17 protein-coding genes are annotated in these 13,023 nt (G+C 67.4%); 9 read left to right on the plus strand and 8 right to left on the minus strand.

Going from position 1 to position 13,023, the window contains the following annotated elements; translation table 11 throughout:
- Positions 1–64: 64 nt before the first annotated feature.
- Positions 65–259, plus strand: a complete 195-nt coding sequence (locus D6860_RS19075) for a hypothetical protein (protein WP_017467281.1) — start codon at positions 65–67, stop codon at positions 257–259.
- A 115-nt stretch (positions 260–374) separates the two neighbouring features.
- Here the strand turns inward: D6860_RS19075 and hemH are convergent, their stop codons facing one another.
- Positions 375–1,433, minus strand: coding sequence for a ferrochelatase (gene hemH / locus D6860_RS19080; protein WP_076622976.1), 1,059 nt, complete (start codon positions 1,431–1,433; stop codon positions 375–377).
- Between the two features lie 68 nt (positions 1,434–1,501).
- Positions 1,502–2,323, minus strand: coding sequence for a methyltransferase domain-containing protein (locus D6860_RS19085; protein WP_076622977.1), 822 nt, complete (start codon positions 2,321–2,323; stop codon positions 1,502–1,504).
- Between the two features lie 14 nt (positions 2,324–2,337).
- Between D6860_RS19085 and D6860_RS19090 the strand changes: the two genes are divergently transcribed.
- The 3 genes from D6860_RS19090 (at position 2,338) to D6860_RS19100 (ending at position 3,911) form a co-directional block, all read left to right on the plus strand.
- Positions 2,338–3,066: a ComF family protein gene (locus D6860_RS19090; RefSeq protein WP_076622978.1), complete on the plus strand. Its 729-nt coding sequence runs from the start codon at positions 2,338–2,340 to the stop codon at positions 3,064–3,066.
- Positions 3,067–3,105: 39 nt separating this feature from the next.
- Positions 3,106–3,363 carry a glutaredoxin 3 gene (gene grxC / locus D6860_RS19095; RefSeq protein WP_076622979.1) on the plus strand — a complete coding sequence of 86 codons (258 nt, stop codon included), beginning with the start codon at positions 3,106–3,108 and terminating at the stop codon, positions 3,361–3,363.
- Between the two features lie 107 nt (positions 3,364–3,470).
- Entirely contained in the window at positions 3,471–3,911 is a 441-nt protein-coding gene (locus tag D6860_RS19100) for a MarR family winged helix-turn-helix transcriptional regulator (RefSeq protein WP_017468961.1), read from the plus strand.
- 48 nt (positions 3,912–3,959) lie between these two features.
- On the opposite strand, the gene D6860_RS19105 is transcribed toward D6860_RS19100, so the two are convergent.
- Together D6860_RS19105 and ubiG are read right to left on the minus strand one after the other, a co-directional pair.
- Positions 3,960–4,262 carry a YciI family protein gene (locus D6860_RS19105; protein WP_083697775.1) on the minus strand — a complete coding sequence of 101 codons (303 nt, stop codon included), beginning with the start codon at positions 4,260–4,262 and terminating at the stop codon, positions 3,960–3,962.
- Positions 4,259–5,005, minus strand: a complete 747-nt coding sequence (gene ubiG, locus D6860_RS19110; protein WP_076622980.1) for a bifunctional 2-polyprenyl-6-hydroxyphenol methylase/3-demethylubiquinol 3-O-methyltransferase UbiG — start codon at positions 5,003–5,005, stop codon at positions 4,259–4,261. The genes D6860_RS19105 and ubiG overlap by 4 nt, the downstream gene beginning before the upstream one ends.
- 52 nt (positions 5,006–5,057) lie before the next feature.
- Here ubiG and pip point away from each other — a divergent pair, with 52 nt between their 5' ends.
- The 4 genes from pip to D6860_RS19130 all read left to right on the plus strand — a co-directional run bounded on the left by pip (position 5,058) and on the right by D6860_RS19130 (position 9,404).
- Positions 5,058–6,056: a prolyl aminopeptidase gene (pip, locus tag D6860_RS19115; RefSeq protein ID WP_076622981.1), complete on the plus strand. Its 999-nt coding sequence runs from the start codon at positions 5,058–5,060 to the stop codon at positions 6,054–6,056.
- Positions 6,057–6,104: 48 nt separating this feature from the next.
- Positions 6,105–7,397: a hypothetical protein gene (locus D6860_RS19120; RefSeq protein ID WP_017468554.1), complete on the plus strand. Its 1,293-nt coding sequence runs from the start codon at positions 6,105–6,107 to the stop codon at positions 7,395–7,397.
- Positions 7,398–7,775 carry a hypothetical protein gene (locus D6860_RS19125; RefSeq protein WP_076622982.1) on the plus strand — a complete coding sequence of 126 codons (378 nt, stop codon included), beginning with the start codon at positions 7,398–7,400 and terminating at the stop codon, positions 7,773–7,775.
- Positions 7,776–7,856: 81 nt separating this feature from the next.
- A complete protein-coding gene (locus D6860_RS19130; protein ID WP_076622983.1) occupies positions 7,857–9,404 on the plus strand; it encodes an ABC transporter substrate-binding protein in 1,548 nt (515 codons plus the stop codon).
- Positions 9,405–9,464: 60 nt separating this feature from the next.
- On the opposite strand, the gene D6860_RS19135 is transcribed toward D6860_RS19130, so the two are convergent.
- The 3 genes from D6860_RS19135 to hslV form a co-directional block, all read right to left on the minus strand.
- A complete protein-coding gene (locus D6860_RS19135) occupies positions 9,465–10,142 on the minus strand; it encodes a D-lyxose/D-mannose family sugar isomerase (protein WP_017469601.1) in 678 nt (225 codons plus the stop codon).
- Positions 10,143–10,328: 186 nt separating this feature from the next.
- Positions 10,329–11,636, minus strand: coding sequence for an ATP-dependent protease ATPase subunit HslU (gene hslU, locus D6860_RS19140; protein ID WP_017467827.1), 1,308 nt, complete (start codon positions 11,634–11,636; stop codon positions 10,329–10,331).
- 20 nt (positions 11,637–11,656) lie between these two features.
- Positions 11,657–12,214: an ATP-dependent protease subunit HslV gene (gene hslV / locus D6860_RS19145; protein ID WP_076622984.1), complete on the minus strand. Its 558-nt coding sequence runs from the start codon at positions 12,212–12,214 to the stop codon at positions 11,657–11,659.
- 148 nt (positions 12,215–12,362) lie between these two features.
- Here hslV and D6860_RS19150 point away from each other — a divergent pair, with 148 nt between their 5' ends.
- Positions 12,363–12,587 carry a DUF1413 domain-containing protein gene (locus D6860_RS19150; RefSeq protein ID WP_017467829.1) on the plus strand — a complete coding sequence of 75 codons (225 nt, stop codon included), beginning with the start codon at positions 12,363–12,365 and terminating at the stop codon, positions 12,585–12,587.
- Positions 12,588–12,694: 107 nt separating this feature from the next.
- Here D6860_RS19150 and trxA read toward each other — a convergent pair whose 3' ends face one another.
- Positions 12,695–13,015 (minus strand): thioredoxin, encoded by a 321-nt coding sequence (trxA, locus tag D6860_RS19155; protein ID WP_076622985.1) that lies wholly within the window; start codon positions 13,013–13,015, stop codon positions 12,695–12,697.
- Between the last annotated feature and the right edge of the window lie 8 nt (positions 13,016–13,023).

The raw sequence follows: 13,023 nt of genomic DNA on the forward strand, positions 1-13,023 counted from the left end.
AGGTAAGTCTTGGGTGCTTGACACGGAAAATCTCTCCGCGTCAGGCGATTATCTGGAGGATAACATGAAAAAACTCGCTCTCGCCGCCGTGCTCGCCGCCACCGCTTCGACCGCAATGGCCGGTTCCTACGCGAAGGACGACGTGGTCATGGAGCCCGTCGTTGTCGTGGAAGAAGCTCAGCAAAGCTCGTCGTCCGCCGGCATCCTGATCCCGCTGCTGCTCATCGCAGTGGTGGCAGCTGCCGCTTCGGCCGACTAAGCTTCGCGCTTCGGACTGAACAGGAAAAGGCGGTGCCTCGGCACCGCCTTTTTCTTTTGCCCGTTGATGTCTCGGGCTGACAGGCGGCCCTCGGGGGCCGCCTGATGGGGTGGTATCAGACCCAGCCGCCGAGGTTTTCCTCGATCACGGTGGTCAGCGCATCCACATGCGCGGGCTCGTCGTTGAGGCAGGGGATATAGGTGAACTGCTCGCCGCCGGCATGCTCGAAGGCTTCCTTGATTTCCTCGTTGATCTCTTCGAGCGTCTCGATGCAGTCGGCCGAGAAGGCCGGCGCGATCACCGAGATCTTCTTCTTTCCCTGTTTCGCCAGCTCGGCGACGTGCTCGACCGTGTAGGGCTTGAGCCATTCCTCGGGGCCGAAAACCGACTGGAAAGTGGTGGTGATCTGCGTCTCGTCCCAGCCGAGCCGCTCGCGCAGAAGGCGAGTCGTCTTCTGGCACTGGCAGTGATACGGATCGCCCTGCCGCAGGTAGCGCTGGGGCATGCCGTGGTAGCTGACCACGAGGATGTCGGGCTTGTCCTCGATCCCGGCGTAGCCCCGTTCGACCGACTGGGCGAGCGCCTCGATGTATTTCGGGTGCTCGAAATAGGGGTCCACCACGCGCGCCGTGGGCTGCCAGGTCTCTTCCATCAGGGCGCGGAAGAACTGGTCGTTCGCCGTGGCCGAGGTCGCCCCCGCGTATTGCGGATAGAGCGGGAAGAACAGGATCTTGCGGCAACCGGCCTTCACCATCGTCTCGACCTTGGACTTCGTCGAGGGGTTGCCGTAGCGCATGCAGAAATCGACCATCACCGCGTCGCCGTGGCGCTCTTTCACCTTGGCGGCGATGGCGGCGGTCTGCTGCTTGGTGATCGTCATCAGGGGGCTTTCGTTCAGCTCCTCGTTCCAGATCGACTTGTAGGCCTCGCCCGAGGCGAACGGCCGCTTGGTCAGGATGATGCCCTGCAGGATCGGCTGCCATTTCCACTTGGGGTAGTCGATGACGCGCGCGTCCGAGAGGAACTCGTTCAGGTAGCGCCGCATCGGCCAATAGGAATAATGGTCAGGCGTGCCGAGGTTGGCCAGCAGGACGCCCACCTTGGGCGCGGCGATCTTGGGGTGGTCCTCGGGCGCGTGTGCCGGCCGCTGGGCAGAGTTGGTGGCGTCGAGCATGGTCCTGTCGTCCTGTCCTGAACTGTATCCCTGATTGATTTACCTAGGTATCGCGTCCTTGGAATGATTCAATCGTCCAAAGACGTTTCCCGTGTATTCAGGGCGTCGGCGAGACGTTGCGCCGCAGACCCGGGGCGCAGCGGCTTCTGCTGGCTCTCGTCGGGGCTCCAGCCGGTGAGCGTGACGATCTCGAAAGACGCGGGCACCCGGCCATCGTCGCCGCCGTAGGTCTCGGCGTAGAGCTCGGCAGCACGCAGGATCACCGCGCGCCGCGTCGGGTGACGCAGCCGGCCCGTGAGCGCGTTGGTCTCGCCCATGGCGCGCAGGTCGCGCATCAGGTGCAGCGCCGAGGTGTAGCTTGCATTGATCGGGAAAGAATCGGCCACCGGCAGCGCCAGTCCCGCGCGCTGCAGCAGCGCGCCGAGGTCGCGGATTTCGCCCATCGGAACGATGCGCGGCGACAGGCCCCCGGTCACCTCGATCTCGGCCTGCCCGAGGGCGGCGCGGAGCTCCTGCAGGGTCTGACCGCCGAAGCACATGCCGAGGAACAGGCCGTCGGAGCGCAGGGCGCGGCGGCTTTGCACGATCTGCCCCACCGGATCGTTCGCCCAGTGCAGCGCCATCGCGTGAATGACAAGGTCATGCGCACCCTCGTCCAGCGCGAGGGTCTCGTCGTCGGCCACGATCGTGGCGTCGGGGAAGACCGGCTCCCAGACCTGAGGAAAGGGTGTGATGACGGCCGGCGCCGTAAAGCTTCTGTTAACCACCATGAGCCGATCCTGCACCTCGTCGCGGGCGGCTTCATGCAGGAAGAGCGCTGGGTCGCGGCTGGCGCGGGCGCGGTGGCGCAGCAGCGCCGGGCGGTCGGTGAGGGGGGCAGGGCTCGACATGGCGGATGATTAGAATGCTGCGGACGAGTTTGCAAACCTTGCTCCGCGTCGTCTACCCGCCACGCTGCCTGCTCTGCGGCGGATTGGTGGAAAGCGACTTCGGCCTGTGCGGGACCTGCTGGCGCGACACGCCCTTCCTGTCGGGTCTGGGCTGCGCCACCTGCGGCACGCCGCTGCCCGGCCAGTCGGACGAGGCCGAGTTCTGCGACGCCTGCCTTGCGATGCCGCCGCCGTGGAGCCAGGGCGCTGCGGCGCTGCTCTACCGCGACAACGGCCGCAAGCTGGTGCTGCTGCTCAAGCACGCCGACCGTCACGACATCGCGGCGGCGGCCTCGGTCTGGATGGCGCGGCAGGCCCGGCCGATGCTGCGCGAGGGCATGGTCGCGGTGCCGGTGCCGCTGCATCTGCGGCGGCATTTTTCCCGGCGCTTCAACCAGGCCGCGCTGCTCGCCTCGGGTCTGGCGCGGGCGCTGGAGATCGGGCACTGCCCCGACGCGCTGCTGCGGGCCCGGCACACGCCCCCGCTCGACGGCAAGAGTCGCGAAGAGCGCTTCGCCATGCTCGGCGAGGCGATCCGGCTGTCGCCCGCACGCGCCGCACTGATCCGCGACCGGCCGGTGCTTCTGGTCGATGACGTGATGACCTCGGGCGCGACGCTTTCGGCGGCGGCGGATGCCTGTCTTGCCGGTGGCGCGAGCGAAGTTTGCGTCTGCGTGCTGGCGCGCGTTGCAAAGGATGCCTAGATCCCCTGTGATACCTCGAACGTTCAGAAGGGATTGCCGATGCAACCGATCGAAATCTACACCACGCCCTACTGCGGTTTCTGCCATGCCGCCAAGCGGCTGCTGAATTCGAAGGGCGCCGCGTTCACCGAGATCGACGTGGCGGAAGAGCCTTCGCGCCGGCCCGAGATGGTGCAGCGCGCCAACGGCGGCCGGACGGTGCCGCAGATCTTCGTGGGGGAAACGCATGTCGGCGGCTGCGACGAGCTTTACGCGCTCGAGCGCGCGGGCAAGCTCGACACGCTGCTGGCCGGCTGACCGACCACCTCCGATCATGGTAACGGTTGACCTCGCGGGGTCTGCCGTTCAGAAAACCCGAACCCCGCTTTACCCCAGCAAACAGACCGAAGATTTCGCGGCCCCGAATGACTGACACACAAGATGCGCTTGCCATTTCGCTCTTCAGCGAGTTGCTGATGGCCGATCAGCTTCTGCGCAACCGTCTGACACGGGTGCTGCCGAACCGGATGGAAATCTCGCATTTCTCGGTGCTGAACCACCTTGCGCGGGTGCAGGAAGAACGGACGCCGGCGCAGCTCGCGCGGAGTTTCCACGTCACGCGCGGGGCAATGACCAACACGCTCGCGAAGCTCGAGGTGGCGGGATACATCCACATCCGGCCCGACTGGGACGATGCGCGCCGCAAGATGGTGGCGATCAGCCCCGCCGGTGTCCGCGCGCGGGAAGCGGCGCTTGCCGCCATGGCGCCGGTGATCTCCGAGACGGTGCGCGAGCTGGGCTCGGACAAGGTGCGCGCGGCACTGCCGGTGCTGCGCGACCTGCGGCTGAAGCTTGAGGTGAAGTAGCCGGGGCGGGCGCCGTGCGCGCCAAGGCGCTTTGGGTCGGGCTCAGCGTCAGGCCAGCGCCGGGTGCCGGTTGGACGCCGAGAAGGGCGTGATCGTTACCGTCACCACCCCGGCCTCGACGAAGGGATCGCGGGCCATCAGCGCCTCGATCTCGTCGCGCGACGGGCCGGTCGCGATGACGATGCCGCCGGTGCGGGGGTCTTTCGGGCCAGAGACGAGGAAACGACCCTCGGCGTAGCACTGCTTCACGAAGTCCATGTGCGGTGCCAGGACCGGCTCGATCTGCTCGAAGGGGACGGTGTACTCAATGTCGATCACGAACAGGCCGTGGCCCTCTGGGATAAGGCTCATGCCGCGGTCCCGGGGTTCAGCGCGGCCGTCACGTAGTTCACCGACAGGTCACGGTCCGAGATGTGCCACGACCAGCTCACCGGGTTGAAAACGTAGCCCTTGCGGTCGACCGGCTCGAGCCCAGCCCTGCGCATGAGGTCGTAGAGCTCGTCGGGCGTGATGAACTTCGACCATTCGTGCGTGCCCTTCGGCAGCCAGCGCATCACCCACTCGGCCCCGACGATCGCCATCGCGAAGCTCTTGGAATTGCGGTTGATGGTCGAGCACAGGTGCAGCCCGCCGGGCTTCAGCAGCGCGCGGCAGGCGGTGAGATAGGCGAGCGGATCGGCGACGTGCTCGACCACCTCCATGTTCAGCACCACGTCGAAGCGCTCTCCGGTCTCGGCCAGCGCCTCGGCGGTGGTGTGGCGGTAGTCGATCTCCAGCCCCGACTGCTCGGCGTGCAGCTGCGCCACGGGAATGTTGCGCTCGGCCGCGTCGACCCCCACGACCTCGGCGCCGAGCCGTGCCATCGGCTCGCAAAGAAGTCCGCCGCCGCAGCCGATGTCGACGATGCGCAGCCCCTCGAAGGGACGCTCGGACGACAGGTCACGCCCGAACTCGCCCGCCACCTGCCGGGTGATGTAATCGAGCCGCACCGGGTTCATCATGTGCAGCGGCTTGAACTTGCCGGTGGGGTCCCACCACTCGGCGGCCATCGCTTCGAACTTGGCGATCTCGGACGGGTCGACGGTTACGGTCATCGGTCACTTTTCCCCATGGTCATTCGGGTGCCCCTGAACATATAGATGGGACATGGACAAAATCCCGGGCCAGAAGCGCGCAGTGCAATATCTCTACCCAGCCCTGGACCCGTTCGATCAACGCATGATCGACATGGGCGATGGGCACAAGATCTATATGGAGCAGTGCGGCAACCCGCGCGGGATCCCCGTGATCGTGCTCCATGGCGGCCCGGGCGGCGGCTGTTCGCCCGCCATGCGCCGCTATTTCGACCCGCGCGTGTTCCGCGTGGTGCTGTTCGACCAGCGCGGGTGCGGCCGGTCGCGGCCCCACGCCAGCGTCACCGACAACACCACCTGGCATCTCGTCTCGGATATCGAGCGCATCCGCGAGATCCTCGAGATCGACCGGTTCATCGTCTTCGGCGGCAGCTGGGGCGCGACGCTGGCGCTGATCTATGCGGTCAGCCATCCCGAGCGCGTGCGACATCTCGTGCTGCGCGGCGTCTTCATGATGACCCGCACGGAGCTCGACTGGTTCTACGGCGGCGGCGCCGGGCAGTTCTGGCCCGAAGCCTGGGCACGGTTCAGCGAGCTGATCCCGGAGGACGAGCGCGGTGACCTGATCGGCGCCTATCACCGGCGGCTGTTCTCGGGCGACATGCAGGAAGAGACCCGCCACGCCCGGGCCTGGTCGGGCTGGGAGAACGCGCTGGCCTCGGTCTACTCGAACGGGCAGGGCGGCGAGGCCCCCGGCGACTACGCCCGGGCCTTCGCCCGGCTCGAGAACCACTACTTCGTGAACGAGGGCTTCCTCGAGGAAGACGGCTGGATCCTGAACAACGCCGACCGCCTCCACGGCATCCCCGGCGTGATCGTGCAGGGCCGCTACGACATGATCTGCCCGCCGCGCCGCGCCTGGGAGCTGGCGCAGGCCTGGCCCGACGCGAACCTGCGGATGATCCGCAACGCCGGCCACGCGCTCTCCGAGCCCGGCATCAGCGCCGAGCTGGTGCGCACCATGGACCAGATCGCCGAGGCCGAGGGTTTACAGGACGGGACCGGCCTCTAGTCTGGACCGGCTGCCGGATCGCGCCGGCACGGAGGAGGACGCGCCGCGATGAACGCCGAGACCGGATGCGATGCGCAGCAGGCACGGCTGTTCACGGTCTCGCCGCTGCGCACGTCCCTGAACTTCTACAGCCTTGGCAGGACCCAGGAAGAGTCCGCGCGGCTCGTCTCGGCGATGCGCCGGATCGACGCGGTCACCGAGATGTTCGATGTCGAGTATCCCGACTGGTCCTTCGGCTACGGGACCGTGCAGCACGACGCGCTGCCGGTGTTCTTCCAGCCGGTCGCGATCCTGCGCATGAGGCTGGGCTCCGGCCTGCCGGTGGTGCGCGACGACCGCAGCTTCACCGCCATCGGCGCCGAGATCCACCTATACGACGATTGCGTGGCCATTCTGTTCGTCGAGTGGGCGACCGACGTCGATGCCTGCCCGCGCGAGGATTTCGACAGCGCCTTGACCGGGGCCACCAAGAGCCTGTTCCGGCGCCACGTGCTGGGCTGTCTCGAGACAATGCAGGAGGCGTTGTCCCGCGACGACACGGCGCTGAAGGTGCTGCGGGCGCGCGACGAGTTTTCCGTCTTCACCCCGCTGCACGCGCTGCCCGACGCCCCCGACTGGACGGCGCGTTCGGTCCTCGTGACCGGCGGTCCGGAAACCGCCGTCATGCTGTCGGGCAAGCTGGGCGGCCTGCCGCCCGTGCCCGAGGAGTTCGACGGTGCCCGTGCCTGGGTCGGATCGGGCAACAGCCTCTTCGCGGTGACCTCCGGCCGGCTTGAGGCCTTCACGCAGGACTGGATGCGCTGCATGAGCCTCTGCCAGTTCTACGCGACGCTGCTCTCGCGCTACCAGGCCATGCTTCTGGGCGACCTGCGGCTGATGGAGAACGCCGGGGACCGCGAGATCAAGAAGACGATCCTGCGCACGCTGGAACGCAAGCTCGATCACCTCGATTTCATACGGCTGCAGCACGAACGGGCGCTCTACGGCTTGCAGGGCATCCGGCGCCCGCTCTGCCGCTACATCCACGAGGCGTGGGAAAGCGCGCTGCAGTTCGGCAATGTCGAGGGCTGGGCGGCCTTCCTGCGCAAGCAGATCGACCGCTACTACCGCCGCCGTCAGCTGGCGCAGACCCGCATTCTCAAGAGCATCGTTGCCGCCATCGGGAGCTTTTCGCTCTTCGATCTCTTCCTCGTGCTGCGCCATGAAAGCGACGAGCAGGAGGACGGAGGCCTGCCGGGCATTCTCGACATCTTCGCCGGCCATTCCGCCGATACGGTGCTTTACGGGGCGCTCGCGATCCTGCTCTTCCTCATGCTCATCACCTACCTGAACGAGAAGTAAATGACTGCAGACCAGACCCTCCCGGCCCGGCGCTGCCGGATCATCGTGCTCATGGGCAGCGCGTCGGACCGGCTGGAAGAGGCCGTCCCGCGCATCGCCCGCACGGTCTCGGAACGCTACGGGGGGCTCACCACGAGCTTTGCCACCGGTCACTGGACCCCGGACGGCGAGAACGCCAGCGGCCCCTACGACGTGTCCGCGCTGATGACCGAGCGGGTCCTGCGGCTCGACCTTCTTGTGATGCCCGAGCAGAAGGCAGAAGCGCTCGATCTGCTGCAGGAGGCCTGCCGCGAGGTGAACAGAACTCTTGCTTTGGGCTGTGTCCATCTTCACATAGAATGTCTGGAGGCCGAGGCGCATCATCGTCTCATCGCCTGACCCGGCGCGCGCCGCGTCGCCACACGGACCACGATCCGGCGGGCCACCGCCCGCCGCGCAAGACAGGGACACCACGCTGCCATGACGGCCTTTCGCCGCCGCCGCCTGATCCAATCCGCCCTCGCCGCCGCGGTGCTGGGGGCGTCGGGTCTTGCCGCCGCTCCGGCGCGGTCCGGCGGCACGTTGCGCGCGGGTCTCGGCGGGGCGCATCGCTCCGACAGCTGGGATTCGCGCACCCATTCCGATTTCTTCATGATCGCCGCCGCGCAGGGCGCGGTCTTCGACACGCTGACCGAGGTCGCCGCCGACGGCAGCCTGCGCGGCGAGCTCGCCACCGGCTGGGAGGCCAGCCCCGACGCCCGCGTCTGGACGGTGACCCTGCGCGAGGGCGTCCGATTCCACAACGGCAAGCCCTTCGTGGCCGAGGACGTGCTTGCCTCGCTCAAGCTCCATCTCGATCCGGCCGCCGCCTCGGGCGCGCGCCCGCTGGTCGAGTCCATCGCGACGATGGAGCGGCTCTCGGATCACCGCGTCCGCTTCACGCTGGAAGCCGGAAACGCCGATTTCCCCTACCTGCTCGCCGACTATCACCTGCTGATCTACCCCGCCGGCCAGATCGCCGAGGCGATGGCCCGTGGCATTGGCACCGGCCTCTACCGGGTCGAACATTTCGAACCGGGCGTGCGCTTCCTCGGCCGCCGGGTCGCCGGACACTACAAGGACGGGCAGGCGGGCTGGTTCGACGAACTTGTCTTCACCGCGATGAACGACGGCGCGGCGCGGGTCGCGGCGCTGCGCTCCGGGCAGGTGGACGCCATCAACCGGGTCGCCCCGCAGCGCGCGGCGCGGCTTCAGGGCGTCGCCGGTGTGCAACTGCAGGACATTCCCGGCAACCAGTATTACGGCTTCGCCATGCAGACCGGGGCGGCGCCCTTCGACGCGGTGCACGTGCGGCAGGCGATGAAGCATGCCATCGACCGGCAGGCGATCCTCGACCGGGTGTTGCTCGGCCACGGCCGCATCGGTGCCGACAGTCCGCTGGGACCGGCGAACCAGTTCGCCGCCGATCTCGATGCGCCGGGCTACGACCCCGACCGCGCCCGCTACCATCTGCGGCAGGCCGGGCTCGCCTCGCTGACCGTGCCGCTGTCGGTCTCCGACACCGCCTTCGAGGGGGCGCCGCAGGCCGCCGGGCTGTTCCGCGACACCGCCGCCGCAGCGGGGCTCGACATCCAGCCGGTGACAGAGCAGTCCGAGGGCTACTGGTCCGAGGTCTGGCGCAACCGACCCTTTTGCGCCTGCGCCTGGTCGGGCCGCGTGACCGAGGACTGGATGTTCTCGACCGCGCTGCAGCACGGTGCGCCGTGGAATGACACGCAGTGGGGCATGGAGCAGAGCCCGCGCTTCCAGTCGCTTCTGACCGAGGCCCGCTCCGAGCTCGACAGCGCCCGCCGCCGCGCGTTCTACGGCGAGATGCAGCAGATCCTGCGCGACGAGGGCGGGCTGCTCATCCCGGTCTTCGCGAACCACCTTCAGGCGGTCGGAGAGGGCATCGCGACGCCCGCCACGGTGGGCAATCTCTGGGCGATGGACAACGCGCGCTTCGCCGAGCGCTGGTGGCGCGCCTGAGCCCACCCGGTCGGGACCGATGATCCGGGATCGCCGCCGCAAGGGGCAACCCACCACCCGTCAGAGCTTGTCGTCGTAATCCGAGACCAGCAGGTGCAGCGGCGGCTCGTCCTCCTCGACGGTCGAGAACCGCCCGATGTCCATCTCGAAGATATTGTCGGTATGGTCGTCGTTGACCGTCGAGACCTCGCCGATCAGCACGTCGCTGCCCTCGCCCCAGAACGCATGCCACGTGGTCGGGAAAAGCGTCACCGACTCGCCGGGATCGAGCCTCAGGTGCCCCCCCGCCGGCAGAGTCCGGTCGATGCCGTCGCACATCACCGTCACCGGCGCCTTGCGGTCGATGTCGCCCTCGGGCGTGGCCGCGAACAGCTCGAGCACCAGCGTGCCTCCGCCGCGGTTGATGATGTCCTCGACCTTTAGGTCATGGCGATGGTTCGGGCTGAGCTGATCGCGCCGCGAGATCATGATCTTCTCGGCGTAGAGCATGGCGCTGCGCTTGCCGAGATCGGCATTCAGCCCGTTCCGTGTGGTGAACAGGAACAGGCCCATCCGGTCGAAATCGCCGCCGCCGTAGTCGGTGATGTCCCAGCCCATGCCGCGCCGCTTGATCTCGGCGTGATCGGCCGCGCGCAGCTCGTCGGGGCTCAGGTAGGCGAAGGGCGGCAGGCAGACGCCGTGGCCGCGGATGAAGGCATCGCCTTCGCGGATGATCTCGTTGATGCGCGAGCGTTTCATGGCATTTCCTCCCGTGGCCGGTCGCGGCGACGTTAGCGGGAGGTCTGCGCCGGTGGTAGGGGCCGGATGCCTCCGGCGGGGATATTTATGGCCAGAAGATGCCCCCGGGTGTGCCCGGCATGGGCATCTTCTGGCCTCAAGTATCCCGGGGAGCGCGAGGGGCTGGCCCCTCGCTGTCGTCCCGGCTCAGAGCACGTAGCGGCTGAGGTCGGCGCTGCGGGTCAGCTCGCCGAGGTAGGTTTCGACGAAGGCCTCGTCGACGGTGATCGTCTCCCCGGTCCGGTCGGGCGCGTTGAAGGAGAGCTCCTCGAACACCCGTTCCATCACCGTGTAGAGCCGCCGTGCACCGATGTTCTCGACGCTCTCGTTCACCTGCGCCGCGATCTTCGCGAGCGCGTGGATGCCCTCCTCGGTGAACTCGACGGTGACTTCCTCGGTCGCCATGAGCGCCGTGTACTGGCGGGTCAGCGCGTTGTCGGTCTCGGTCAGGATGCGCACGAAGTCCTCTTCGGTGAGCGCCCGGAGGTTCACCCGGATCGGCAGGCGGCCCTGAAGTTCGGGCAGCAGGTCCGACGGCTTTGCGATGTGGAAGGCGCCCGAGGCGATGAACAGGATGTGGTCGGTCTTCACCGGGCCGTGCTTGGTGCTGACGGTGGTGCCCTCGATCAGTGGCAGCAGGTCGCGCTGCACGCCCTCGCGGCTGACGTCGCCGCCGCGGGCTTCCTGCCGCGCGGTGACCTTGTCGATCTCGTCGAGGAAGACGATGCCGTTCTGCTCCACCGATTCCAGCGCCGCGGCCTTGACCAACTCGTCGTCGAGAAGCTTGTCGGCCTCTTCCTGGATCAGCACATCGTAGCTTTCGGAGACTCTCATCTTCTTGCGCGTGGTGCGGCCGCCGAAGGCTTTCCCGAACATCTCGGAGAGGTTCATCATCCCCATGTTCTGGCCCGGCTGGCCGGGCATTTCCATCATCGGGAAGGGGCTTTGCGTCTCGGCCACGTCGAGCTCGATCTCGGTGTCGTCCAGCTCGCCGTTGCGCAGCTTCTTGCGGAACATCTCGCGGGTCGATTCGCGCGCGTCGCTGCCGGCGATGGCCTCGATCACACGTTCCTCGGCGGCCTTGTGGGCGGCGGCCTTGACGTCTTCGCGCATGTGCTCGCGGGTCATGGCGATGGCACTGTCGATCAGGTCACGGATGATCTGCTCGACGTCGCGACCGACGTAGCCGACCTCGGTGAACTTGGTGGCCTCGACCTTGATGAAGGGCGCGCGGGCGAGCTTCGCCAAACGGCGCGAAATCTCGGTCTTGCCGACGCCGGTGGGCCCGATCATCAGGATGTTCTTGGGGTAGACTTCGTCGCGCAGGTCCTCGGAGAGCTGCTTGCGGCGCCAGCGGTTGCGCAGTGCCACGGCCACGGCGCGCTTGGCGTCCTTCTGGCCGATGATGAAGCGGTCGAGTTCCGAGACGATCTCGCGGGGGGTCAGGTCGGTCATGGTGGTCCTTTCGCGGCGGCTCAGGCCGAAATGCTCTCAACCGTGAGGTTGCCGTTCGTGTAGACGCAGATGTCGGCGGCGATGGCCATGGCGCGGCGGGCGATCTCCTCGGCGGAGTGGTCGCTCTCGTAGAGGCCGCGCGCGGCGGCCAGCGCGAAGTTGCCGCCCGAGCCGATCGCGGCGATGTCGTGCTCGGGTTCGAGCACGTCGCCGGCGCCGGTGATGACGTAGAGATCACGCCCGTCGGTGACGATCAGCATCGCCTCGAGCTTCTGTAGGTACTTGTCGGTGCGCCAGTCCTTGGCGAGCTCGACGCAGGCGCGCTGGAGCTGACCGGGGGTCTTTTCCAGCTTCCCCTCGAGCCGTTCCAGCAGGGTGAAGGCGTCGGCGGTGGATCCCGCGAAGCCGCAGACCACGTCCGAGCCGCCGGGCGAGAGGCGCCGCACCTTGCGGGCGGTGCCCTTGATGACGGTCTGGCCGAGGCTCACCTGCCCGTCGCCCGCGACGACCACCTGGCCGCCCTTGCGGACGCCGATGATCGTGGTGCCGTGCCAGCCGGGGAATTCCTGATCGGCCATGTCTGTCATCTCCTTTTCCGTGCTTGCCGCCATATGGGGGCTGGACATTGCCGCGACAAGGCGATGCCCTTTGGAGGTGGACATAGGGCACCGCGCGGCGGATGGAAATGCGTCGGCCGGGGCCCTTGCAGGCAACGGAGGGCGCCACATGGACGACACCGAACTCACGCGGTTGCATGACGCGGCGGCAGGTCTTCCGGCCGGGGAATTCCACCTGCCCGAGCTCTACGGCCCGGACTGGGACAGGCTCTGGATCGGCGACAAGGTGAAGACCGGGCGGGCCTTCCTGCAGGCGGTGCGCGCCGGCCGGCTTCCGGGGATCGAGGACACGGGCCGCAAGGCCGGCGGCGGTCGGATCTACCGCAAGCTCTGAGCCCGCCGCGCCGGGGGCTGGCGGTCAGGCAGGGGCGCAAACTAGGGCGCAAAGAAAAATGCGCCCCCGGATGGAGGCGCATTTCTGTCCGAAAGATCGGGCGTGGTTCAGATGGATTCCTTGATCCAGCTTTCCAGCGAGGCCTTGGGGGCGGCGCCGGTGCGGTTCGAGATCACTTCGCCGTCCTTGAAGATGAACAGCGCCGGGATGCCGCGCACGCCGAGCTGTGCCGCCATCGCCTGATCCTTGTCGACGTCGACCTTGGCGACCTTGATCTTGCCGTCATACTGTTCGGCCAGCTCTTCGAGCGCCGGGCCGATCTGCTTGCAGGGGCCGCACCATTCGGCCCAGAAATCGACCACGACGGGAACGTCGGAGTTCTTGACTTCCTCGTCGAAAGTCGCGTCGGTCACGTGAACGGTGGCCATGATACTCT

It is taken from the genome of Salipiger sp. D13, from assembly GCF_003703915.1.
GTDB classification, from domain to species: Bacteria; Pseudomonadota; Alphaproteobacteria; order Rhodobacterales; family Rhodobacteraceae; genus Salipiger; species Salipiger profundus.